This is a genomic window from Pseudomonas sp. GW821-FHT07E12 (genome assembly GCF_058986605.1).
Genome location: NZ_JBYSVX010000006.1, coordinates 46,729 through 70,229, shown reverse-complemented (window position 1 = coordinate 70,229; position 23,501 = coordinate 46,729). Strand labels below are relative to the sequence as shown.

The window sequence follows — 23,501 nt, the reverse complement described above, 5'->3', positions numbered from 1 at the left end:
ATGGTCTTAGACCCATTGTTCGATAAACGAACGCGAAGACGATATTCGCACTTGAATGCTGCAGTGCGATAAAACTAGCTTTCCTCCCCGTTCCAGCGATTCCATCCCTGACGATGGCGAGGGCGGCATCCCCGGGTGCCAGAGTCAGGTGCAGGGAAGGCCGCCACGAGCGTGCCGCGATGCGGCACCGTCATCCCCAACCCTGCGCGGAGAGTTCCATGCGTCGTTCCATCCCCTGTCCGGTGCTGCTGGCCGTGTTGTTCGCTCCGGCGCTGGCGCAGGCCTACCAGACCGAGCCCGCTGCGGCGCCGCGCGAAGTGCTCAGCGTCGACCGCTATGCCGACGACAACGCGCCTGGTTCGCTGCGCTGGGCGATCGATACCGCCAACCAGGCCCCGGGCCGCTACCGGATCGAGATCGCCGGCATCGGCGCCGCGCCCTACGTGATCCGCCCGCTGTCGCCGCTGCCCGACATCAAGGGCCCGGTGCAGATCATCGGCCTGCCGTGGGCGCGCGAGGGCCAGCACGTCGCCATCGACGGCTCGGCTTACGTGGCCGGCGAGGGCACCCACGCCTGTCCGGGTGCGGAAAAGGGCCAGTACGGCGCCAACGTGCGCACCACCACGCTGCCGGGCCTGGTGCTGCGCGACACCCAGGGCGTGGAGCTGGCCGGGCTGGAGATCCGCAACTTCTGCATCGGCGTGCTGCTCAACCGCGCCAGCGGCAGCGAGATCCATGACAACCGCATCGTCGCCAACAAGGGCGGCGCCGGGGTGATGCTGACCGGCGACGACGGCACCGGCCAATCCACCGCGACCACCACGGTGCACAACCGCATCGTGCGCAATGAGTTCGTCGACAACGGCGACGGCCTGGAGCTGACCCGGGGCGCGGCCTGGAACCTGGTCGCCGACAACGTGTTCCGCTCCACCAGCGCCAATCCGGAGCCTTCGCAGGGCATCGAGATCCTGTGGGGCAACGACAACACGGTGGTGCGCAACCACTTCGAGAACTACTCCGATGGCCTGCAGATCAACTGGGGCAACCGCAACTACATCGGCGCCAACGTGTTCACCGGCAACTCCAACGGCGTGAGCATCACCGGCCGTGGCAACGTGGTGGACGGCAACACGATCGTCGGCAATGGCATCGGCATCGCGGTGCGTCCGCAGCCGACCAGCGAGGCCAACCGCTTCAGCGGCAACCTGATCCATGGCAACGGCCTGAAGATCGAGCGTTGCGAGGCCGGCGGCGCCTGTGTGCCGGGCCAGAAGCGCGGCGCGATCGTGTTCGGCGTACCCGGGCTTGAGCACGCGATCTTCGTCGGCTCGCGCGGCGCGGGCGTGGACAACGACCCGGCCAAGCGCGCCAGGATCTGCTCGGACAGCGTGCGCGACAACTGCCAGCCGGCGCCGAACCACGGCCAGGCCGCGCCACGCCTGCTGGCGGTCTCGGGCAAGCGCGAGGCGCGCGAGATCAGTGGCGAAGTAGTGGGTCAGGCCGGTGAGAGCGTGCGGGTCGAGCTGTTCGGCAACCGCAACGCCGGCGATGACGAAGCCGAGGTCTATCTGGGCTTCGTGCAGGCCACGCTGGGCGCCGATGGCGTCGGCCGTTTCCGTTACACGCTCGATACCGCCGCGGCTGCACTGCGCAACGTCACCGCGACCGTCACCAGCGCCGATGGCGCCACCTCGCCGCTGAGCGCGCCGTTGGCGCTGCGCTGAGTTTTCGATCCACGCTGCCCTTACTTTCAGAGAACGCTTCATGCCCGTCATGCACAACCGTCCCCTTGCCTGCCTGATTGGCGCCCTCCTGATGTCGCCGCTGCTGGCACAGGCCCAGTCCAGCGACGCCTACACCGGCAAGACCCTGACCGGCGACTGGGGCGGTACCCGCAGTGACTGGGCCACGCGCGGCGTGAGCTTCCGTGGCGATTACGTCGGCGAGGCGCTGGGCGTGGTCGATGGCGGTTACGGCAAGACCGGCGCGCGTTATGCACAGCAGGTGCGCGCCGGCCTGGATTTCGACATGGGCAAGCTCGCAGGCTGGGATGGCGGCGCTTTCCATTTCACGCTCAATGACCGCCGCGGCCGCAGCACCTCGGTGGACCTGATCGGCAACCGTTTCCCGGTGCAGGAAGCCTACGGCGGCCAGTACACGCGCCTGACCGAGTTCAGCTACGACCAGAAGTTCAACCGCGGCACTTCGTATTTCAAGCTCGGCTACTACGCGATGGGCAACCAGTTCGGGTTGCTCACGGCCGGCACCAACTTCGTCAATGCCGCGTTCTGCGCGCATCCGCTGTCGATGTCCGGCAACAGCGGCTGGTACAACTACCCGGTCGCGCGCTGGGGCGGCGAGTTCGCGCAGCAGGTGAGCCCGGCCGTCAACGTGCGGGTCGGCTGGTTCCAGGTCAATCCGAATCTGGCCGGCAACAACGTGCACAACGCGTTCCGCCCGTTCGTCGAAGGCACCACCGGCTCGCTGTTCCCGGTCGAGGTGACCTGGACGCCGGGCAAGGGCACGCGCCATGCCGGTGTCTACAAGTTCGGCGGCTACTACGACACCTCCACGGTGGCGCGCAAAGGCCTGAACAACACCGACACCACCGGCCGCCATGGCGCTTATGTGCTGGCCGAGCAGAAGCTCTACAGCGAGGCCGGTGATGCTTCGCGCGGTTTCAGCGTGTTCGGCGAGTACATGCAGTCCGATCGCGCCACCGCGCAGATCCGCAGCTGGTACTCGGTGGGCGGCATCTACCAGGGCATCGGCTCGCGCAGCCAGGATCGCATCGCGCTCGGCTACGTCGGCGGCGACATCAATCGTTCGCTGGTGGACGCGCGCCGCGCCGCGCTGGAGGCCGCCGGCGTGTCGAGCAGTTCGTCGCTGTACTCGCTGAGCGGGGCCGAGGAACTGTACGAGCTGTCCTACAGCTTCCAGGTCAATCCGTGGCTGATGCTGCGCCCGGACGTGCAGTACGTGGTCAACCCGGGCACGTTCTCCTACGCGCAGACCGACAACGCCTGGGTGGTCGGCCTGCAGGCCAAGGTCACGTTCTGATCCATACCGATGCTGCCGCACGCACGTCGGTGCGTGCTCCGTCGCTTTCACGAGGTGTTCCGATGACCACGATCCTGTCCCGCGCTTCCGCCATCGCTCTGGCTGGGTTGCTGGTGTTGGCCGCCTCGCCTGCGTCGGCACAGTCCGCCAGCGCGACTGCCGGCACGTCGTTGCCGTCCACGAAAGTGCTTGATGTGCGCGGCGTTCGCATCGGCGAGGGCGCACCCAAGACCATCGTGCCGATCACCGCAGCGACTGCGGACGAAGTCCTCGTCCAGGCCGCGCGCATCGGCGCCAATGCCGATACCGACATCGCCGAGTGGCGCATCGACTATCTGGACATCGCCCTCGACGGCAAGGCGCTGGCGCGGCTCGGACCGCAGGTGGCCAAGGCGCTGAACGGCAAGCCGATGATCCTGACCTTCCGCACCCAGGCCGAGGGCGGCGCCAAGGCGATCAGCGACGCCGATTACGCCAGGCTCTACACGACGTTGCTGAAGGCGCGCTTCGCCGATCTGCTCGACGTGGAGATGTTCCGCGACGAGGCGGTGGTGAAAGCGCTGGTGACGCAGGCACATGCGGCGGGCGTGTACGTGGTGATGTCCAGCCACGACTTCAAGAAAACCCCGGATCGCGCCGAGATCGTCGCGCGCCTGCAACGCCAGCAGGCGCTGGGCGCGGACGTGCTGAAGATCGCAGTGATGCCGCACGATGCCGGCGACGTGCTGACCCTGCTCGACGCTACCTGGGAACTGCGCCGCAGCAGCGATCGTCCGTTGCTGACGATGTCGATGGGCGGCACCGGCGTGGTCTCGCGCCTGTCCGGCGAGACCTTTGGTCAGGCGATGACGTTTGGCATGATCGGCAAGGCCTCCGCGCCCGGCCAGGTCGAAGTCGGGCGGTTGCGCGAAGTGCTCGACACGATCCATCAGGCTGCCAGCACGACCCGCTGAGCCGCCATCACCACGCAGGAATCCCCGCACCATGAGCCAAGCCGCCGCCGCTCCTTCGTCCGTCGTGCTTGAACGCATGAGCGGGTTCCAGTGGACCGCGATTGCGATCTGCGTGCTGCTCAACATGCTCGACGGCTTCGACGTGATGGTGATGGCGTTCACCGCGCCGCACGTGTCCGCCGATTGGCAGCTGTCGGGCAAGGCGCTCGGATTGATGCTCAGTGCCGGGCTGGTCGGCATGGCGCTGGGTTCGCTGTTCCTGGCGCCGCTGGCCGACCGGATCGGCCGGCGCGCGGTGATCCTGTGGTGCCTGGGCATCCTGACCGTCGGCATGGCGCTGTCGGCGCTGGCGCAGACCGCATGGCAACTCGGCTTGCTGCGGGTGTTCACCGGCGTCGGCATCGGCGGCATGCTGGCCAGCGTCGGCGTGATCACCGCCGAGTACGCCAACGCCAAATGGCGCAGCACCGCAGTGGCACTACAGGCCACCGGTTATCCGGTCGGCGCCACGCTCGGCGGGCTGCTGGCCGCGGCGATGCTCGAACATTGGAGCTGGCATGCGGTGTTCCTGCTCGGCGCGGTGTCATCGCTGCTGTGCGTGCCGCTGGTGCTGCGCTGGTTGCCGGAGTCGCTGGACTTCCTGGTGACACGACGTCCACCCGGCGCGCTGACCCGGCTCAACGCACTGCTGGCGCGGATGCGGATGGCGCCGCTGACGGAACTGCCGGCAGCACGGCTGCGTATCGACGGCGAAAAGCAGGGCTATGCCGCGCTGTTCGTCGGCGAGCTGCGCAAGCCGGCGTTGTTGATCGCGCTGGCGTTCTTCCTGCACATGTTCGCGTTCTATTTCGTGCTGAGCTGGACGCCCAAGCTGCTGGTTGCCGCGGGCGTGTCGGCGCAGCAGGGCATCACCGGCGGCGTGTTGTTGAATCTCGGCGGCATCGTCGGCGGCAGCCTGTTCGGCTGGCTGGCCTCGCGCCTGCCGCTGACCCGCCTGACTGCGGTCAGCCTGTTGCTGGCCGGTCTGGGCATGGTGGCATTCGCCGGTTTCAACACGACGCTGGGCGTGGCGTTCCCGGTGGCGTTCCTGATCGGTGCGGCGCTGTTCGGTGCGATGGCGGGCCTGTATGCGGCGGCTCCGGTGGTATTCGCGCCGGAAGTACGCACGACCGGGCTGGGCTGGGCGATCGGTATCGGTCGATTGGGCGCGATCCTCTCGCCGCTGACGGTGGGCCTGCTGGTCGATGGTGGTTGGTCGCCGGCGACGCTGTACGTGGTGTTTGCGGTGCCACTGCTGCTGGCGACCGTGGTCTGTCTGGCATTGCGGCGTCCTTCCGCCGGCTGAGCTTTTTCTCCTGCTTGCGGGAGAAGCAGAAAGCCAGAGTGCGATGACTGAAGATCAGCGCAGGCGAGCGGCCGTGGTCGCACTGCCAAGCGACGCCTGCCTGCGCCGGAACGCATTCGGCGAACAGCCCGCGTTGCGGGTGAAATAACGGCTGAAATAGGCCGCGTCGGCAAAGCCCAGCCAGGTGGCGATCTGCTGCACGCTCATCGAGGTGTAGACCAGGCTGCGTTGTGCTTCCAGCATCACGCGACGTTGTACCAGTTGCAGTGGCGTGGCGCCGGCCAGTTGCCGGCACAACGCGCCGAGATGGCTGGAGCTCACCCCCAACTGCTCGGCGTAGCGCTGCAGCGGCCAGTGCTCGCGATAGTGCGTGTCCACCAGTGCCAGGAACGTGCGGACGTGTTCGGTGCTGCGTTCGTGGCCGATGCTCGTGTCGGGCGCGGCCTGATGCAGGGCCCGTCGCGCGGTCCATACCAGTACCTGGCCGACCAGCGCGTGCAGCATCGGCACGCGGCCGTCGCGGTGGTGCGCATGTTCGATGGCGATTTCGGCAAAGCAGGCGTCGAGCAGGGCGCGGTCGCGGCCGACGTCCAGGCAGGCCGGGCGCGCCAATGCCTGCGCCATCTGCGGCCATTGCGCGTGCCAGGCGTCCAGCAGCGGGGCGGATAGGGTGACGATGTGGCCACGGATGCGGCGGTGGAAATCGAAGCCGTGCACGTACAGCGGCGGCATCCAGACCAGCGTGGCGCGGTCCACGCGCTGGCTGCGGCCATCGATGTGGATGCCGGCCGGGCCGCTCTGCACGTACAGCAGCTGCGACAGGTCGTGGTGGCGATGCGGGCGGATCCGCCAGCCGTGCAGGCGGCTGCGGGCCGGGATCGACTCCCAGTGCAGCGCGTCCGCCGCGACGGCATCGCCGGTCTCGCCGTACAGGTGGAACGCGGGGACCGGGGAGACAAGCGGTTCGGTGATCGCAGCCATCGGCGAAAAGTGCAGGAAATCCTCCGGTTAGTCCATTGGAATGCGCGATTGGCGGGGCAAGACTGGCGAAAAGTACCGTCAATGCGTTCGGGAGGACACATGAAGACCACGGTCGCCATCATCGGCGCCGGCCCGGCGGGGCTGCTGCTCGGGCAACTGCTGCTGCGCCAGGGCATCGACAACATCGTCATCGAGCGGCGTTCGCCGCAGTACGTGCTCTCGCGCATCCGCGCCGGGGTGTTGGAGCAGGGCACCGTCGAACTGCTGCGCGCGGCCGGTGCCGATGCGCGGATGCAGCGCGAGGGCATCGTCCACCATGGTTTCGAGCTGGTGCTGGACGGTCGCCGCGAGCGCGTCGATCTGGGCGCCGGCACTGGCGGGCGTGCGGTCACGATCTATGGGCAGACCGAGGTCACCCGCGACCTGATGCAGGCGCGCGCGGACGCGGGTGGCGTCAGTCTCTACGAGGCCGAGGACGTGTCACTGCATGGACTCGACAGCGAACATCCATGGGTGGAGTACCTGCATGACGGCGAGCGCGTGCGGCTGGACTGCGACTACATCGCCGGTTGCGACGGCTTCTATGGCGTCAGCCGCAGTTCGATCCCGGACGGCGTGCTGCGCGAATACGAGCGCGTGTATCCGTTCGGCTGGCTCGGCGTGCTCGCCGATACCGCGCCGGTCAGCGAGGAACTGATCTACGCACGGCACCCGCGCGGTTTCGCGCTGTGCTCGATGCGTTCGCCTACGCGTACCCGTTACTACGTGCAGGTGCCGGCCGGCGAACGCGTGGAGGACTGGTCGGATGCGCGCTTCTGGGACGAGTTGCGTGCGCGTCTGCCGGCCGATGTGGCCGCGCGTCTGGTCACCGGCCCCACGATCGAGAAGAGCATCGCGCCGCTGCGCAGCTATGTGGTCGAACCGATGCAGTACGGCCGCCTGTTCCTGGCCGGTGATGCCGCGCATATCGTGCCGCCGACCGGTGCCAAGGGTCTGAACCTGGCGGCGGGTGATGTCGGTCTGCTTGCTTCGCTGTTCGTGCAGGCGCGGCAGGATGGGGACGACGCACCGCTGCGTCGCTATTCGGAGCTGGCACTGAAGCGGGTATGGAAGGCGGTGCGTTTCTCGTGGTGGATGACCACGATGCTGCACGTCTTCCCCGACGAAGATGCGTTCGAGCGGCGCCTGCACGAAGCCGAGTTGGACTATCTGCTGGGTAGCCCGGGTGGTCGCGCCACGATCGCCGAGAACTACGCAGGTTTGCCGCTGGAGATGGCGGCCGGTCGGCGTTAGGCGTTGGCGGGATGCGCTCAGCTCCGCAGCAGCTCTCACGCTATCTGGCCCGCAATCTCAACTGTCGCGATGGAAAAACGATCGTCGTCCCCGCCTGCGCGGGGACGACGTCTGGGGGCGGGAAGGGACTGGGAAGGCCTCAGCGGAGCCCCTAAAAAGGGATGCAAGCACAAGCTTCGCTCTACGGTAGGGCGTTTGTCGTTTCCGTGAGTACGCGACACCACCGATGTGCATGGCCTTACTTGACCCGAAACCCCAACGTCGCATCCACCGCCTGCTTCCAGCCTGCGTATAGCTGTTCGCGGTTTGCCGCGTCCATCTTCGGTTCGAAGCGACGGTCGACCGCCCACTGCTGTGCGATCTCCTCGCGGCTGGACCAGAAGCCGGTGGCGAGGCCGGCAAGATAGGCCGCGCCAAGCGCGGTGGTCTCGGCGACCTGCGGGCGCAATACCGGCACGTCGAGGATGTCGCTCTGGAACTGCGCCATGAAATCGTTGGCGATCGCGCCACCGTCGGCGCGTAGCTCCTTCAGTTCGATGCCGCTGTCGGCCTGCATCGCGCCGAGCACGTCGCGGGTCTGGTAGGCCATCGATTCGATCGCGGCGCGGATGAAATGCTCCTTGGTGGTGCCGCGGGTCAACCCGAACACCGCGCCGCGGATGTCGCTGCGCCAGTACGGCGCGCCCAGGCCGACGAACGCCGGTACGAAATACACGCCGCCATTGTCACCGGCGCGCTCGGCGTAGGCCTGCGAGTCGCTGGCCTTGCCGAGCATGCGCAGGCCGTCGCGCAGCCACTGCACCACCGAGCCGGCGACGAAGATCGAACCTTCCAGCGCGTACTCGACCTTGCCGTCCACGCCCCAGGCAATCGTGGTCAGCAGGCCGTTGTCGGAGGCGACCGCACGCTCGCCGGTGTTCATCAGCATGAAACAGCCGGTGCCGTAGGTGTTCTTGGCCATGCCCGGTTCGAAACAGGCCTGCCCGAACAGCGCCGCCTGCTGGTCGCCGGCGATGCCGGCGATCGGCACGTTCTCGCCGTAGAAATACTGCGGCTGGGTCTGGCCATAGATTTCGCTGGAGGAACGCACCTCCGGCAGCATCGAGGCCGGCACGTCGAGCATTGCGAGCAGGTCTTCGTCCCAGCGCAGCTTGTGGATGTCGTACATCAGCGTGCGCGAGGCGTTGCTGTAATCGGTGACGTGCACCTGCCCGCCGGTGAGGTTCCAGATCAACCAGCTGTCGATCGTGCCGAACGCCAGTTCGCCGCGCTGTGCGCGTTCGCGTGCACCTTCGACGTGATCGAGGATCCACTTGACCTTGGTGCCGGAGAAATAAGCGTCGATCAGCAGCCCGGTCTTGGCGCGCACCTGCTCGGCATGGCCGTCGGCCTCGAGCTGCTCGCAGATGTCCTTGGTCTGGCGCGATTGCCACACGATTGCGTTGTAGATCGGCTGGCCGGTGGCGCGGTCCCACACCACCGTGGTCTCGCGCTGGTTGGTGATGCCGATGCCGGAGATCGCACGCGCGTCGATCTGCGCGTTGTTGAGCAGCTCGGTGATCGTGGTGTAGACGCTGGTCATGATCTCGCGCGGGTTGTGCTCGACCCAGCCCGGCTGCGGGAATATCTGCGAGAACTCGCGCTGGGCGACGCCGGCGATGCGGCCATGCCGGTCGAACAGGATCGCGCGCGAGCTGGTGGTGCCCTGGTCGATCGCGAGGACGAACTGCTTCTCCATGAGGATGCTCCTGGAAGACGGTGCCGGCGGCATGGCGCGGCGGAAATCGGTGAGGAGCGCCGGCTGCGCGGCCGGCGCTGGGGTCAGCGCAGATCGCGGTGCGACGGATGCTGCTGCAGGTGGCGCAAGCGCGCCGGCAGGAACGGGTAGATCAACCACTGGTAGGCTGCCGCGCCGATCGGGCCGCCGATCAACGGACCGACGATCGGTATCCACCAGTAGTTGTCCTTGGCCGGCAATGCGGCTTCGTTCCAACCGGCCAGGAACGCGAACAGACGCGGTCCGAAGTCGCGCGCGGGGTTGATCGCCCACGCCTCCAGGTAACCCATCGAGGCACCGATCGTCGCTATCAGCAGGCCGATGATCAGCGCGCCGGAATTGGCGCTGGGTGCGGCCTCGTTGAACTGCTCGGTGATCGCGAAGATGCCGAATACCAGGAACGCGGTCAGGATCACCTGATCGCCGAGCGCATGCAGCGGTGTCACCGCCAGGCCCGGCGCGGTGAAGAACACGCCGGCGGCGCCACCGGCGGCGCGGGTCAGGCCCTGCACCTGGTTGTAGTGATCGATCACCGGGCCATACAGCTGGTAGACGATCGCCGCGCCGAGAAACGCACCGAGCACCTGCGCGGCCCAGTACGGCAGCACCTTGCGCCACGAGAAGCCGCGGAACAGCGCCAGTGCCAGCGTCACCGCCGGGTTGGCGTGGGTGCCGGAGACCGAGCCGGTGGCGTAGATCGCGATCGTCACCGCCATGCCCCAGGCGATGCACACGCCCCAGTAGGCGTGCTGGTACGGGCTGGGGTCGTAGAGGATGTACATCGCCGCCACCGAGTTGCCGAGGCCGATGATGATCACCATCGCGATCGCTTCGGAAATCAATTCGCCGAGCAGTTGCCGGTTCATGCAAGGCGCTCCCGGCCACGTGGCCGCGCCGGGCCGGCGCATTCGCCGGCGGTGTCCTGGTGCTTCATCTCAGCTGCCCTCCACGGTGACTGCGGTTGTCGATCCGGCATGGTGGCCGGGGGAACATCGGAGCGGTCGGCCCTCCCGGCCGCTCCGATGGTTCGGGTCAGGCGTGCACGCTCTCGCTTGCGGCGGGGGCGGTTGCGACCGTTCGTAGATAGTTTTCCAGTTGCGCATGTCCGTTTGCATCCATGCGCAGTCCGAGCTTGCTGCGTCGCCAGAGGATATCTTCGGCGGTGCGCGCCCATTCGTGTTCGTACAGGTAATCCACCTCGGCCTGGTACAGGTCGGCGCCGAAGTGGCGACCCAGCTCGTCCAGCGCCTTGGCGTCGCCGAGCACCGTCTCGCTGAGCGTGCCGTAGTTGCGCACCAGACGCTGCGCCATCGCCGCCGGCAGCCAGGGCCGGCGTGTGCGCAGCGATTCCAGCAGCGCGGCGATGTCGCGCTTTTCGCCGCCGGGCAGGGGTTTGCCGCGCGCGGTCCAGGCGCGTGCACGCGTGCCCAGCGCATGGCCGAGCCGGTCGACGGCTTCTTCGGCCAGCTTGCGGTAGGTGGTCAGCTTGCCGCCGAACACGTTGAGCAGCGGCGGCCCGTCGCGGACCAGGTCCAGGTGGTAGTCACGGGTGACCTCGGCCGCGTTGTCCTCGGCGTCATCGAGCAGCGGACGCACGCCGCTGTAGTTCCACACCACGTCCTGCGGCGTGATCTGCTGGCGGAAGTACAGGTTGACCGCATCGCACAGGTACACCACTTCGTCCGCGTCGATGCGCGGCGCGGACGGATCGGCTTCGTAATCGACGTCGGTGGTGCCGATCAAGGTGAAGTCGTTTTCGTAGGGGATCGCGAACACGATGCGCCGGTCCGGTTGCTGGAAGATGTAGGCATGGTCGTGATCGAACAGCCGTGGCACCACGATATGGCTGCCCTTGACCAGTCGCAGGCTGTGCTTGTGCGTCAACGACGGGATCAGTTCGAGGAAATGCGCCGCCCACGGGCCGGTGGCGTTGACCAGTGCCCGCGCCCGCACCGTGCGACGGCCACGCTCATCTTCCAGTTCCGCATGCCAGTGGTTGTCATCGCGCCAGGCACCGATGCAGCGCGTGCGCGTGAACACCCGCGCGCCGCGGCGTGCCGCGTCCATCGCGTTGAGCACCACCAGCCGCGCGTCCTGCACCCAGGCGTCGGAATACAGGAAGCCGGTGCGCAGTTCCTCCTGCAGCGGGCGTCCCACCGCGTGATCGTGCAGCGACACCCGGCGCGAGCGCGGCAGGCTGCGCCGGCCGCGGCCGAGATGGTCGTACAGGAACAGCCCGGCGCGGATCATCCACGCCGGCCGCAGGTGCGGCTGGTGCGGCAGCAGGAAGCGCAGCGGCCAGATGATGTGCGGTGCCAATCGCAGCAGTACCTCGCGCTCGGCCAGCGCCTTGCCGACCAGCGCGAATTCGTACTGCTCCAGGTAGCGCAGCCCGCCGTGGATCAGCTTGGTGCTGGCGCTGGAGGTATGTGAGGCCAGGTCGTCCTGCTCGCACAGGCACACCGACAGCCCGCGCCCGGCCGCGTCGCGCGCGATACCCGCGCCGTTGATGCCGCCGCCTATCACCAGCAGGTCGTAACTGTCGGTCATCGCATCACTCTCTACGGTCGAAACAGAACGAATTAATAACAATCAAATTCGAACAAATTCGAACATAACATGCGACCGTTTTCTGGGTGTGAAGGCCTGTTGGCTTCGTTGTTATGCCAAGCCCGAGCCCTTATTCGCCTGGATAGGGGGCTACGGGACGGTATTCCGGCTCCGGCCAGCCGCTCCGAACAAAATGTTCGAACGAACACGTGGCGCGGGAGGTCATTCCGCAGGAATGCCTGGCGTTCTCGCCAGGACGCGACCTCCTGTCAATTTTCCCGACGAAAGGTGCTGGATCGCCGTTTTTAAGCGACGTTTCCTTGGCGCCTTGTAGGAGCGACTTCAGTCGCGAAGGCGTTGTCCCGGTAAAGCCATCGCGACTGAAGTCGCTCCTACGGGATCCCGTGCGGCGCTCGGCTACGATTCTTCGGCGGCCACGTGCACGCGCGTCTCGGCGGCATCCACCACGGCGCGCAGCTCCGGCGGCGGTGCGCGATCGGTGAACCAGTCCTGCACCTGGGCCAGCGGACCCAGCCGCACCAGCGCGTTGCGGCCGATCTTGCTGTGATCGGCGGCCAGCAGCACGCGCCGCGAATGCTCGATGATCGCCTGCGCGACCCGCACTTCCTGGTAGTCGAAGTCGAGCAGGGCGCCATCCAGATCGATACCGGAAATGCCGATCACCCCGAAGTCGACCTTGAACTGGCGGATCAGCTCGATCGTCGCCTCGCCGGTCACACCCTGATCGCGGCCACGCACCACGCCGCCGGCAACGATCACCTCGAAGCTCGGATTGGCGCTCATCATCACCGCGACGTTGAGGTTGTTGGTGATCACCCGCAGCCCGCGATGGCGCATCAAGGCACGCGCCACCGCCTCGTTGGTGGTGCCGAGGTTGATGAACAGCGAGGCGTGGTCGGGGATGTGCCCGGCCAGCGTCGCGGCGATGCGCTGCTTCTCCGGTGCGTGCAGTGCCTGGCGCGCGGCGTAGGCGACGTTCTCCACGCTGGAAGGCAGGCTGACCCCGCCGTGGTAGCGGCGCAGCAGCCCGGCATCGCACAGCAGCGTCATGTCGCGACGGATGGTCTGCGGCGTCACCGCAAAGTGTGCCGCCAGCCCTTCGACCTCGGCGTAGCCCTGCTGGCGCACCAGCGCCACCATCTGCTCCTGCCGTGGATTCAGCGCCGGCGGCAGGCCGACCGTGTGTCCAGATGTCTCCATGCGACGATCATCGCCGAAGCGGGCAAGGATGCAAACGCATGCTCGCGCGCTTCATGCAGGAGCGGCGTCAGCCGCGACGGGTTTTCCTGGTGTCGCCATCGAATGCCGCGTCGAACGCGGAACATCGATTCCGGCTACATCCGGCGCCGCGACGCCGCGCTGCAGTGCAGCATATAAATTGTTCGATAATCGATTTTATTAGCCGATTATCGAATTGACCGCGCGGGACACTCGGCCTAACGTGTCGCCCTGCCCCCGCGAGGGAAGATGGCGGCATGGCCAGACGTCTTTCATTGCAACGGAGCTTCAACCAACCCGGCGAAACGGCGCCTGGCGCCGCGTCGCACCAGTGGGAGACATCTGACGTGTCAGTAAACAATGTGGCCGGCATGGATCCGGTTTCCGGGTATCGCCCTGCAGGAGCGGCGCCGTGATCGACAAGACCGTAGTGTCGTTCGAGGCTGCCGTGGCCGACATCCATGACGGTGCCACCGTGATGATCGGTGGCTTCGGCACGGCCGGCATGCCCGACCAACTGATCGACGCACTGATCGCGCAGGGCGCGCGCGGGCTGACCATCGTCAACAACAACGCCGGCAACGGCGAGACCGGGCTGGCCGCGCTGATCAAGCACAAGCGCGTGCGCAAGATCATCTGCTCGTTCCCGCGCCAGACCGACTCGCAGCATTTCGATGCGGCCTATCACGCCGGCGAGATCGAACTGGAGCTGGTGCCGCAGGGCAACCTGGCCGCGCGCATCCACGCGGCGGGTAATGGCCTGGGCGCGATCTTCACCCCGACCGGTTACGGCACCGAGCTGGCCAACGGCAAGGAGACGCGCGAGATCGATGGCCGCCACTACGTGCTCGAATATCCGATCCGTGCCGATTTCGCGTTGATCAAGGCCGACAAGGGCGACCGCTGGGGCAACCTGGTGTATCGCAAGACCGCGCGCAACTTCGGCCCGCTGATGGCGATGGCGGCTGGCTGCACGATCGCGCAGGTCGCGCAGGTCGTACCGCTCGGCGAACTGGACCCGGAGGTGGTGGTCACCCCGGGCATCTTCGTGCAACGCGTGGTCGCCGCCTGGGAGGTCGCATGAACCGTTTGAGCCGCGAACAGATCGCCCAGCGTGTGGCCCGCGATATTCCCGAGGGGGCCTACGTCAATCTCGGTATCGGCTTGCCGACCACGGTCGCCAACTTCCTGCCGGCCGACAAGGAAATCTTCCTGCACAGCGAGAACGGCGTGCTCGGCATGGGCCCGGCGCCGCCGCCCGGCCAGGAAGATCCGGACCTGATCAACGCCGGCAAGCAGCCGGTGACGCTGCTGACCGGCGGCTGCTATTTCCACCACGCCGATTCGTTCGCGATGATGCGCAGCGGCCGGCTCGACGTATGCGTGCTCGGCGCGTTCCAGGTCTCGGTGCAGGGCGACCTGGCCAACTGGAGCACCGGTGCGCCCGGCGCGATTCCTGCGGTCGGCGGCGCGATGGACCTGGCGATCGGTGCCAAGGACGTGTTCGTGATGATGGACCTGCTGACCAAGAGCGGCGAGAGCAAGCTGGTGACCGAGTGCAGCTACCCGCTGACCGGCCTGCGTTGCGTGTCGCGTGTGTATACCGACCTGGGCGTGTTCGCGGTCGGCAAAGAAGGTGCGTCCGTCATCGAGACCATCGATGGCGTGTCGCTGGAAGACCTGCAGCGCCTGACCGGCCTGCCACTGACGATGGCTGCCTGAGGAGAGCGCAGATGAGCGATACCTACATCATTGACGGCATTCGTACGCCGATCGGGCGCTACGGCGGCGCCTTGTCCGGCGTGCGTGCCGACGACCTCGGCGCGGTGCCGCTGAAAGCGCTGCTGGCGCGTCATCCGCAGCTGGATCCGGTGCTGATCGAGGACGTCTACCTTGGCTGTGCCAACCAGGCCGGCGAGGACAACCGCAATGTCGCGCGCATGAGCCTGCTGCTGGCCGGGCTGCCGGTGACGGTGCCGGGCAGCACGGTCAATCGTCTGTGCGGCTCGGGACTGGACGCGATCGGGATTGTCTCGCGCGGCATCCGCGCCGGCGAACTCGGCCTGGCGATCGCCGGCGGTGTCGAGTCGATGTCGCGCGCGCCCTACGTGATGGGCAAGGCCAGCACGCCGTTCGCGCGTGACCAGATCATCGAGGACACCACGATGGGCTGGCGCTTCATCAATCCCGAGCTGAAGCGTCTGTACGGTGTCGAGCTGATGGGCGAGACCGCCGAGAACGTCGCCGAGCGCCATGGTGTCTCGCGCGAGGATCAGGACGCGTTGGCGCTGCGCAGCCAGCAACGCACCGCGGCCGCGCAGGCGGCGGGTTTCTTCGACGACGAGATCGTGCCGGTGACGGTGCCGGGCAAGAAGCGTGGCGAGACCATCGAGGTCGCGCGCGACGAACATCCTCGCGCCGACACCACGCTGGAAGCGCTGGCCAGGCTCAAACCGATCTTCCGCCAGCCGGGCACGGTCACTGCCGGCAATGCTTCGGGTATCAACGATGGTGCCGCGGCGCTGCTGCTGGCTTCAGGCGAGCAGGTGCAGGCGCTTGGCCTGACCCCGCGTGCGCGCGTGCTCGGATTCGCCAGCGCCGGCGTCGAGCCGGGTTACATGGGCATCGGTCCGGTGCCGGCCACGCGCAAGCTGCTGGCGCGGCTGGGTCTGAAGATCGAGGACTTCGACGCGATCGAACTGAACGAAGCCTTCGCCGCGCAAGGGCTGGCCTGCCTGCGTGAGCTGGGCGTCGCCGACGATGCCGCGCACGTCAACGCCAATGGCGGCGCGATCGCGCTCGGCCATCCACTCGGCGCGAGCGGCGCACGCATCGCGCTGACCCTGCTGCGCCAGCTGGAAGCCAGCGGCGGCAAGCGCGGTCTGGCGACGATGTGTATTGGTGTCGGCCAGGGCGTAGCGTTGGCGATCGAGCGGGTCTGACCGAATCTGTAGGAGCGGCTTTAGCCGCGATGGAGCTTTCCCGATTGAATCCCCGCACATGGATGTGCGGGCTTTTGCACAGGGACCTGCGTGCATGAAAGCCCCATCGCGGCTAAAGCCGCTCCTACGAAAAGCTAGAAGTAGAAGACCAACCAGGCTTCCACGCGGAGCCAACCGGGAGGAGCAACATGAGCGATTCCACCACTGAACCATTGCTCGGCTATCGCAAGCCGTATCCGGGCACGCAACCACCTTTCATCCATTCCTCGTACGCGTCCACGGTGCTGCGCGGCCCCACCCGCGACCCGATCGCGATCCCGGTGACGCTGTCGGAAGTCACCGGCCCGACGCTGGACCGTCTGACCCTGGGCGAGCAAGGCGCGGACCTCACCGCCGGCTTCCCCGGCCAGCCGCTCGGCGAGCGCATCATCGTGTCCGGCCGCGTGCTCGACGAGAACGGCAAGCCGGTCCGCAACACCGTGGTCGAGGTGTGGCAGTGCAACGCCGCCGGTCGTTACCTGCACAAGGGCGACCAGCACGACGCCCCGATCGATCCCAACTTCAAGGGCACCGGCCAGGTGCTGACCGACGAGCACGGTCGTTACCGTTTCAAGACCATCAAGCCGGGCTCGTATCCGTGGCGCAACCACTACAACGCCTGGCGCCCGGCGCACATCCATTTCTCGCTGCATGGCGACGGCATCGGCCAGCGCCTGGTCACGCAGATGTATTTCCCGGGCGACCCGATGCTGGCGTACGACCCGATCTACAACTGCGTCGAGGACGAGAAGGCCAAGGCGCGGATGGTGTCGGCATTCGACTGGGAGAATGCGATCAACGAATACGCCCTGGCCTACCGCTTCGACATCGTGTTGCGTGGCCGCAAGATGACCGTCTGGGAGTGATGCCATGAGTTTCCAATCGACCCCGTGGCAGACCGTCGGCCCGTACTACCGCCTGGGCCTGGAACCGCTTTACCGTACCGAGATCGCGCCGGCTTTGGCCAAGGGCGAGCGTGTTGAGATCAGCGGCGTCATCCATGATGGCAATGGCGTGCCGGTGAGCGATGCGGTGCTGGAGATCTGGCAGGCCGATGCCGATGGCATCTACGCGCATCGCGAAGATCCGCGGCATGGCGAGCACGATCCCGCCTTTGACGGCTGGGGTCGGGTGCCGACCACGGAAGACGGCCGTTTTGCCTTCAGCACGATCAAGCCGGGTCGCGTGCCTGGGCGTAAGGGCGCGCAGGCGCCGCATCTGGTGGTGTTGGTGTTCATGCGCGGGCTGCTGAAGGCGGTGCCGACGCGGCTGTATTTCTCGGATGAGGCATCCAATGCCGAGGATGAGGTGTTGGCGTTGGTGCCGGCTGAGCGGCGTGCGACGTTGGTGGCTCGGCGGGTGGCGCCGGGGACATATCAGTGGGATGTGTATATGCAGGGTGAGCGGGAGACGGCGTTTTTCAGTTATTGAGTGATGTGGGTGGGCGTGGTCTTGACTGTAGGAGCGGCTCTGGGTGGCCTCGGGCCATCAGCCGCGATGGGGCTTTACCTGACTTTCTGGAGCGGGATTACCTGTGGGAGGGACTTCAGTCCCGACGGGCTTTCCTGGTGATGTTGCGGGTTTTTGGTTGAAGCTGCGACCAAGGGCAAGGGCAAAGGCTTTCGCTCCTTCGGAGCGAGTTACCTTTCTTTGCTCGTGCAAAGAAAGGTAACCCAAAGAAAGTACGCCCCAGTCCTCGCGCCCTTCGCTGCGCTACGGGTCCGCTACGCCGACGGGATTTTCTGACGCGACCTCCTGTCGCGGCAGAAAACGACGCACATCCATGTGCGTCGCCCCTTCGGGGTTATTCCCGCCGTCTCCGCCGCTGTGGATGGGGGCCCCGGAAGAGCAAAGAGCAAAAGCAAAATCACGAGCAACAGCAACAGCAACAGCAACAGCAACGACAAGGGCAAGGGCAGAGGCAAAGGCAGAGGCAGAGGCAACAGCCATCTCTCTACCGTCGTCCCCGCGGAGGCGGGGACCCAGCGACTTTCCGCAAAACGTCAGTCCCCCGGCTCACAATCCCGCAAGACATCGCTCCAGCCCGCCGCATGCCACACACGCAACACCGTCCTAACCCCGCTTCCGGCATCCTTGCCTCTTCCGAATAGACTCATTCGTCGATGACAACCTCCGACTCCCTCCTCGGTTCCCTGTTCGGTGATCCCGACATCGACGCGCTGTTCACCGATCGCGCGCGTCTGCAAGGCATGCTGGACTTCGAGGCCGCACTGGCGCGGGCCGAGACACGTTGCGGGGTGATCCCGCAGGCGGCCGTCGCTGCGATCACCGCTGCCAGCGATGCGTCCAGCTACGACATCGCCGAACTCGGCATCGCCACGGCGCTCGCCGGTAATCCCGCCATCCCGCTGGTCAAGGCGCTCACCGCGCAGGTCAAGGTCGCGGATGCCGAGGCCGCGCGCTGGGTGCATTGGGGCGCCACCAGTCAGGACATCATCGACACCGGCAGCGTGCTGCAGGTGCGCGCTGCGTTGGATGCGCTGCAGCCGCGACTGGATGCGCTGTGCGACAGCCTTGCCGCACTGGCCGCGAACGAGCGCGACACCGGGTTGCCAGGACGCACGCTGCTGCAACAGGCGGTCCCCGTCACTTTCGGACTGAAGGCCGCTGGCTGGCTGGATGCTCTGCAACGCGCCCGGCAACGCCTGCTGCGGCTGCGTGAGGATGCACTGGTGCTGCAGTTCGGTGGCGCGGCCGGCACGCTGGCTTCGCTGCAGGATCGCGGTCTCGATGTCGCACAGGCACTCGCCGAGGAGCTGCGTCTGCCGCTGCCGGTGTTGCCGTGGCATGCCGCGCGCGATCGCATCGTCGAAATCGGCAGTGCCTTTGCCTTGCTGATCGGTGCGCTCGGCAAGCTTGCACGCGACGTGGTGCTGCTGATGCAGTCCGAGGTAGCCGAGGCGTTCGAGCCCTCCGGTGCGGGCAAGGGCGGTTCCTCGGCAATGCCGCACAAACGCAATCCGGTGGGCTGTGTGGCTGCGATTGCGGCCGCCACGCGCGCACCCGGTCTGGTGTCCACGCTTTACGCCGCGCTGTTGCAGGAACACGAACGCGCCGCCGGCGCCTGGCACGCCGAATGGCAGACCCTGCCGGAGCTGGTACGGCTGGCCGCCGGCAGCCTCGCGCAGATGCGCATCGTCGTCGATGGCTTGCAACTCGATCGCGCACGCATGCGCGAGCACCTCGGCAGCCACGGTGGCCTGTTGTACGCCGAGGCCGCTACCGTCGCGCTGGCTGCGCACCTGGGCAAGCACGATGCACATCAACTGGTCGAAGCCGCGGCGAAGCGCGCGCTGGCCGAGGCACGACCACTGCGTGAAGTGCTGGCCACAGAACCACGCGTCACTGCCTGCCTGTCGTCCGCCGAACTGGACGCGCTGTTCGCGCCGGACAGCTGGCGCGGCATGGCCGATACCTGGATCGACCGCGTGCTCGCCGCGCGCCCCACTTCCTGACGTCTTCGCCTCCACGGAGTCCTGCCATGCCGTTTGCCGACCTGTCCACCCACCGCCTGCACTACCGCATCGAGGGTCGCGAGGATGCCCCCTGGCTGACGTTCTGCAATTCGCTGGGTACCGACGTGCACATGTGGGATGCGCAGCTCGAAGCGCTGACGCCGCATTACCGCATCCTGCGCTACGACCGTCGTGGCCACGGCCAGTCCGACACCCCGCACGGTCTCTACGAGATCGCCGACCTGGGTCGCGACGTGCTGGCGTTGTGGAATGTACTCGGCATCGAGCGTTCGCACTTCTGTGGCCTGTCGATCGGCGGCCTGACCGGGCAGTGGCTTGGCCTGAACGCCGCCACTCGATTGCAACACCTGGTCGTGTCCGCCACCGCTGCGAAGATCGGCAACGCCGAGGGCTGGGCGCAGCGTATCGAACAGGTGCGCGAACACGGCCTGATCGCGCTGGCCGAAGGCACGGTGCAACGCTGGTTCACGCCGGACTTCGTCAACGCGCACCCGCTGGTGGTGGACGAGATCGTCGGCAGCTTCCTGGAGACCTCGCGCGAGGGCTACATCGGCTGCTGCAACGCGGTCGCGCAGGCCGATTTCCGCGACACGCTGCAAGGCATCACTACGCCGGTGCTGGCGATCGCCGGTGACGACGATCCGGTGTGCCCGCCGCATGACCTGCAGTTCATCGCCAGCCACGTCGCCAACGGCCGCTTCGCGCAGGTACATGGTCGCCATATCTGCAACCTGGAGTCGCCGCAGGATTTCAACGCATTACTGCTCGGATTCCTCCAGTCTTGACCATCAACCGTAGGAGCGGCTTCAGCCGCGATGGGCTTTACCGGTAAAGCCCTCGCGGCTGAAGCCGCTCCTACGATGTACAACCGCCATTCGCAGGAACATTGCCATGAACGAAAACGAACGCTACGAAGCCGGCCTGAAAGTCCGCCGTGAGGTGCTCGGCGACGCGCACGTGCAGCGCTCGCTCGACGCGCGTACCGAGTTCACCAGCGAGTTCCAGGAATTCATCACCCGCACCGCCTGGGGCACGGTATGGACGCGCGAAGGCCTGCCGCGCCACACCCGCTCGCTGCTGACCATCGCGATGATGGTCGCGCGCGGCCACGACGAGGAATTCAAGCTGCACATCCGCGCCGCGCGCAACAACGGCGTGACCGCCGATGAGATCAAGGAAGTGCTGCTGCAGTCGGCGATCTACTGCGGCGTGCCGGCCGCCAACCACGCCTTCGCGCTGGCCAAGCCGATTCTGGAAGAGCAGGCGGCCGAAGGCTGACAGACAACATCACGGACGCGTGATGGCTTCCGGCTGAGCCGGGCACGCGTGCCGACCGTGTTTCGTGTGCCCGGGCGAACGCGGATCATGCCTTCGCCGCAAGGATCGCTTCCCAGAAGCGCTCTGCGGTAGTGGTCAGGCGGTCCCGTGAACGGAATACGTGGATTTCCATCGGGATGTCCCAGGTCTTGTCTCCGGCACGAACCAGTTCGCCCTTCTCAAGGTGCTCGTCGATCAGGCTCTCGGGCAGCCATGCCATGCCTCGGCCATCGATGGCCATCTGCACGAGCAGTTTGGCGAGGTGGGAGGTGAAGGTTGCTCTGAGAAAGGCGGCTTGCGATGAGCGCGTGCGAACCGCGGTGACGATGCGCCCCATGCCTGATTCGGGACGATAGGACAGATAGGGCAGAGGTTCGTTCGCGCATCCAGGCAGTCGGTACATCGGCTGGCCGTCAGTGGCCGCAGGCGCTGCCACCGGGATCAGCACGTCCTGTCCCACCTTGTGCGAACAAAACTGTGCAGGTGCCAGCAGCGTGGCGACGCCAGGATAGTGGTGCCCCAGCAGGAACTGCGCGCCACCCTGCAACATGACACGCTCGCAGGCCTCCATGTGGTTCGCGATCAGCTCGATGTTGGCCACGAACGGGTGGGCCGCTTCCAGCTCGCGTAGCCAGGCCGGAAAGAACGTCAACGCCAGCGCGTTGGTCGCGGCGAAACTGAGCCGGTCGACCACGCCATGTTCCTGCTCGCGTGCTTCATGCCTCCCCGATTCGAGTCGACGCAAGACTTCCTCCGCCGTCACCCGGAAGCTCTCGCCGGCCGGGGAAACCACGACCTTCTGGCTGGTCCGGATCAGCAGTGTGGCGCCAACCCATTCTTCCAGCGCCTGAATGCGGCGGCTCAGCGCGGGCTGTGTCACGTGGCGTGATTCGGCCGCACGTGAAAAGTTACCGGTCTCGATGACGGCCAACAGATCCTTCAACCATTCGATGATCACGCGCTGCTCCACACCTTTGTGCATCGCGCCATGTGCCTGGCGCATGCTGCCATTCTGAGACGGCATTGGAGCTTCCGCCAGCGCTGGGGTCAGATGGCGACCTGACTCCAGGTGCATACCCAGACGACATGACTCGCCCGAGAACCCTCTACGACAAAATCGTCGATACCCATACGGTGGCAGAACTCGATGGGCCGGGCGAAGTCCTGCTGTACATCGATCGCACGATCCTCAACGAGTACACCAGCCCGCAGGCGTTCACTGGACTCCGCGAGGCGCGGCGGCCGGTGTGGAATCCCAAGGCCGCGTTGATGGTGGTGGATCACGTGAACCCAACCGCTCCGCGACGTATCGCGGCGATGCCTGATCCCGGTGGCGCGCGCCAAGTGGCGTACTTCGCCGAGAACGCACGCGATTTTGGCATCGAGCTGTTTGATGTCCTCGATCCGCGGCAGGGGATCGAGCATGTAGTGGCGCCGGAGCAAGGGCTCGTGCTGCCGGGGATGGTGGTCGCGGCCGGAGACAGTCATACGACGTCCTATGCCGCGTTGGGTGCGCTCGGCTTCGGTATCGGCACGTCCGACATCGAGCACTACCTGGCCACGCAGACGCTGGTGTACAAGCGCCTGAAAAACATGCGCATCACGCTGAAGGGCAGGCTGGGCCTGGGCGTGACCTCCAAGGATGTGGTGATGGAGGTGATCCGACGGATCAGTGCGGATGGTGCCGCCGGTCATGCTGTCGAGTTTACCGGTGAGGCGATCGAGGCCATGTCCGTGGAGGCGCGCATGACGCTCGCCAACATGATCGTGGAAGCGGGGGCGCGTGGCGCGGTGATCGCGCCTGATCGGAAGGTGTTCGACTACATCGAAGGCCGACCACGCGCACCAACTGGCGAGCTCTGGAACAAGGCCAGGGCGCAGTGGAAAACCCTGGCGAGCGATTCCGACGCGGTGTTCGATCGCGAGTTCGTACTTGATGTTGCCGAAGTGGCACCGATGGTGACCTGGGGTACGAGCCCCGATCAGGCCACGTTCGTCACCGCGCAAGTCCCCGATCCGGAAATGGAGAGCGATCCGACCCGCAAGCGTGCGGCGAGCAGAGCTCTCGAATACATGGGGTTGAGTCCCGGTGTCGCGTTGGCCGCTCTGCCGATCAGTCATGCGTTCATCGGCTCTTGCACGAACTCGCGAATCGAGGATCTGCGGGATGCGGCCAAGGTCCTGGCGGGGCGACAGGTCGCGGATTGGGTTCGCGCGATCGTCGTGCCCGGTTCTACTGCCGTTCGCATGCAGGCCGAGCGCGAGGGCGTCGCGGCGGTGTTCGAAGCGGCCGGATTTGAGTGGCGACAGTCAGGATGTTCGATGTGTCTGGCGATGAACGATGACGTGTTATCGCCCGGTGATCGTTGCGCCTCTTCGACCAACCGGAATTTCGAAGGGCGTCAGGGCGCCGGTGCCAGAACACATCTCATGAGCCCGGCCATGGTCGCGGCTGCCGCCGTTTGCGGGCACATCACCGATGTACGTAGCTTCCAGCGGGAGAACTGA

Annotated in this window: 20 protein-coding genes; 14 read left to right on the top strand and 6 right to left on the bottom strand. The window is 66.4% G+C overall.

What is annotated here, in order from left to right; all coding sequences use genetic code 11:
* Positions 1-218 precede the first annotated feature (218 nt).
* From AC3WJE_RS05875 to AC3WJE_RS05860, 4 genes are all read left to right on the top strand, one after another.
* Complete coding sequence (locus AC3WJE_RS05875) at positions 219-1,724, top strand: right-handed parallel beta-helix repeat-containing protein (RefSeq protein ID WP_493729846.1); 1,506 nt, start codon at positions 219-221, stop codon at positions 1,722-1,724.
* Positions 1,725-1,815: 91 nt separating this feature from the next.
* A complete protein-coding gene (locus AC3WJE_RS05870; protein WP_493729845.1) occupies positions 1,816-3,060 on the top strand; it encodes a carbohydrate porin in 1,245 nt (414 codons plus the stop codon).
* A 62-nt stretch (positions 3,061-3,122) separates the two neighbouring features.
* A complete protein-coding gene (gene aroD, locus AC3WJE_RS05865; RefSeq protein ID WP_493729844.1) occupies positions 3,123-4,013 on the top strand; it encodes a type I 3-dehydroquinate dehydratase in 891 nt (296 codons plus the stop codon).
* 31 nt (positions 4,014-4,044) lie between these two features.
* Positions 4,045-5,358: an MFS transporter gene (locus AC3WJE_RS05860; protein WP_493729843.1), complete on the top strand. Its 1,314-nt coding sequence runs from the start codon at positions 4,045-4,047 to the stop codon at positions 5,356-5,358.
* A gap of 54 nt (positions 5,359-5,412) precedes the next feature.
* On the opposite strand, the gene AC3WJE_RS05855 is transcribed toward AC3WJE_RS05860, so the two are convergent.
* Positions 5,413-6,339, bottom strand: a complete 927-nt coding sequence (locus AC3WJE_RS05855) for a helix-turn-helix domain-containing protein (RefSeq protein ID WP_493729842.1) — start codon at positions 6,337-6,339, stop codon at positions 5,413-5,415.
* 99 nt (positions 6,340-6,438) lie between these two features.
* On the opposite strand from AC3WJE_RS05855, the gene pobA reads away from it, so the two are divergent.
* Positions 6,439-7,632, top strand: a complete 1,194-nt coding sequence (gene pobA, locus AC3WJE_RS05850) for a 4-hydroxybenzoate 3-monooxygenase (RefSeq protein ID WP_493729841.1) — start codon at positions 6,439-6,441, stop codon at positions 7,630-7,632.
* 238 nt (positions 7,633-7,870) lie between these two features.
* On the opposite strand, the gene glpK is transcribed toward pobA, so the two are convergent.
* The 4 genes from glpK to AC3WJE_RS05830 all read right to left on the bottom strand — a co-directional run bounded on the left by glpK (position 7,871) and on the right by AC3WJE_RS05830 (position 13,180).
* A complete protein-coding gene (gene glpK / locus AC3WJE_RS05845; RefSeq protein ID WP_493729840.1) occupies positions 7,871-9,370 on the bottom strand; it encodes a glycerol kinase GlpK in 1,500 nt (499 codons plus the stop codon).
* 83 nt (positions 9,371-9,453) lie between these two features.
* Positions 9,454-10,275, bottom strand: coding sequence for an MIP/aquaporin family protein (locus AC3WJE_RS05840; protein ID WP_493729839.1), 822 nt, complete (start codon positions 10,273-10,275; stop codon positions 9,454-9,456).
* 166 nt (positions 10,276-10,441) lie between these two features.
* Positions 10,442-11,959: a glycerol-3-phosphate dehydrogenase gene (gene glpD / locus AC3WJE_RS05835; RefSeq protein ID WP_493729838.1), complete on the bottom strand. Its 1,518-nt coding sequence runs from the start codon at positions 11,957-11,959 to the stop codon at positions 10,442-10,444.
* 417 nt (positions 11,960-12,376) lie between these two features.
* Entirely contained in the window at positions 12,377-13,180 is an 804-nt protein-coding gene (locus AC3WJE_RS05830) for a DeoR family transcriptional regulator (protein ID WP_493729837.1), read from the bottom strand.
* A 430-nt stretch (positions 13,181-13,610) separates the two neighbouring features.
* Between AC3WJE_RS05830 and AC3WJE_RS05825 the strand changes: the two genes are divergently transcribed.
* The 8 genes from AC3WJE_RS05825 (at position 13,611) to pcaC (ending at position 20,954) form a co-directional block, all read left to right on the top strand.
* Complete coding sequence (locus AC3WJE_RS05825) at positions 13,611-14,282, top strand: 3-oxoacid CoA-transferase subunit A (RefSeq protein ID WP_493729836.1); 672 nt, start codon at positions 13,611-13,613, stop codon at positions 14,280-14,282.
* Complete coding sequence (locus AC3WJE_RS05820; protein ID WP_493729835.1) at positions 14,279-14,920, top strand: 3-oxoacid CoA-transferase subunit B; 642 nt, start codon at positions 14,279-14,281, stop codon at positions 14,918-14,920. Before AC3WJE_RS05825 ends, AC3WJE_RS05820 begins: the two co-directional genes overlap by 4 nt.
* Positions 14,921-14,931: 11 nt before the next feature.
* Complete coding sequence (pcaF, locus tag AC3WJE_RS05815) at positions 14,932-16,140, top strand: 3-oxoadipyl-CoA thiolase (protein ID WP_493729834.1); 1,209 nt, start codon at positions 14,932-14,934, stop codon at positions 16,138-16,140.
* 188 nt (positions 16,141-16,328) lie between these two features.
* Positions 16,329-17,045: a protocatechuate 3,4-dioxygenase subunit beta gene (pcaH, locus tag AC3WJE_RS05810; protein ID WP_493729833.1), complete on the top strand. Its 717-nt coding sequence runs from the start codon at positions 16,329-16,331 to the stop codon at positions 17,043-17,045.
* A 4-nt stretch (positions 17,046-17,049) separates the two neighbouring features.
* The gene (gene pcaG / locus AC3WJE_RS05805; RefSeq protein ID WP_493729832.1) at positions 17,050-17,610 is read left to right on the top strand and encodes a protocatechuate 3,4-dioxygenase subunit alpha; all 561 of its coding nucleotides are present in this window, start codon (positions 17,050-17,052) and stop codon (positions 17,608-17,610) included.
* Between the two features lie 692 nt (positions 17,611-18,302).
* Positions 18,303-19,655 carry a 3-carboxy-cis,cis-muconate cycloisomerase gene (locus AC3WJE_RS05800; RefSeq protein WP_493729831.1) on the top strand — a complete coding sequence of 451 codons (1,353 nt, stop codon included), beginning with the start codon at positions 18,303-18,305 and terminating at the stop codon, positions 19,653-19,655.
* A gap of 26 nt (positions 19,656-19,681) precedes the next feature.
* On the top strand, positions 19,682-20,461 hold the full coding sequence (pcaD, locus tag AC3WJE_RS05795) for a 3-oxoadipate enol-lactonase (RefSeq protein ID WP_493729830.1): 780 nt from the start codon (positions 19,682-19,684) through the stop codon (positions 20,459-20,461).
* Between the two features lie 106 nt (positions 20,462-20,567).
* Positions 20,568-20,954 (top strand): 4-carboxymuconolactone decarboxylase, encoded by a 387-nt coding sequence (gene pcaC / locus AC3WJE_RS05790; RefSeq protein ID WP_493729829.1) that lies wholly within the window; start codon positions 20,568-20,570, stop codon positions 20,952-20,954.
* Positions 20,955-21,039: 85 nt separating this feature from the next.
* On the opposite strand, the gene AC3WJE_RS05785 is transcribed toward pcaC, so the two are convergent.
* A complete protein-coding gene (locus AC3WJE_RS05785; RefSeq protein ID WP_493729828.1) occupies positions 21,040-21,996 on the bottom strand; it encodes a LysR substrate-binding domain-containing protein in 957 nt (318 codons plus the stop codon).
* 83 nt (positions 21,997-22,079) lie between these two features.
* Here AC3WJE_RS05785 and leuC point away from each other — a divergent pair, with 83 nt between their 5' ends.
* Positions 22,080-23,501 carry a 3-isopropylmalate dehydratase large subunit gene (gene leuC, locus AC3WJE_RS05780; protein WP_493729827.1) on the top strand — a complete coding sequence of 474 codons (1,422 nt, stop codon included), beginning with the start codon at positions 22,080-22,082 and terminating at the stop codon, positions 23,499-23,501.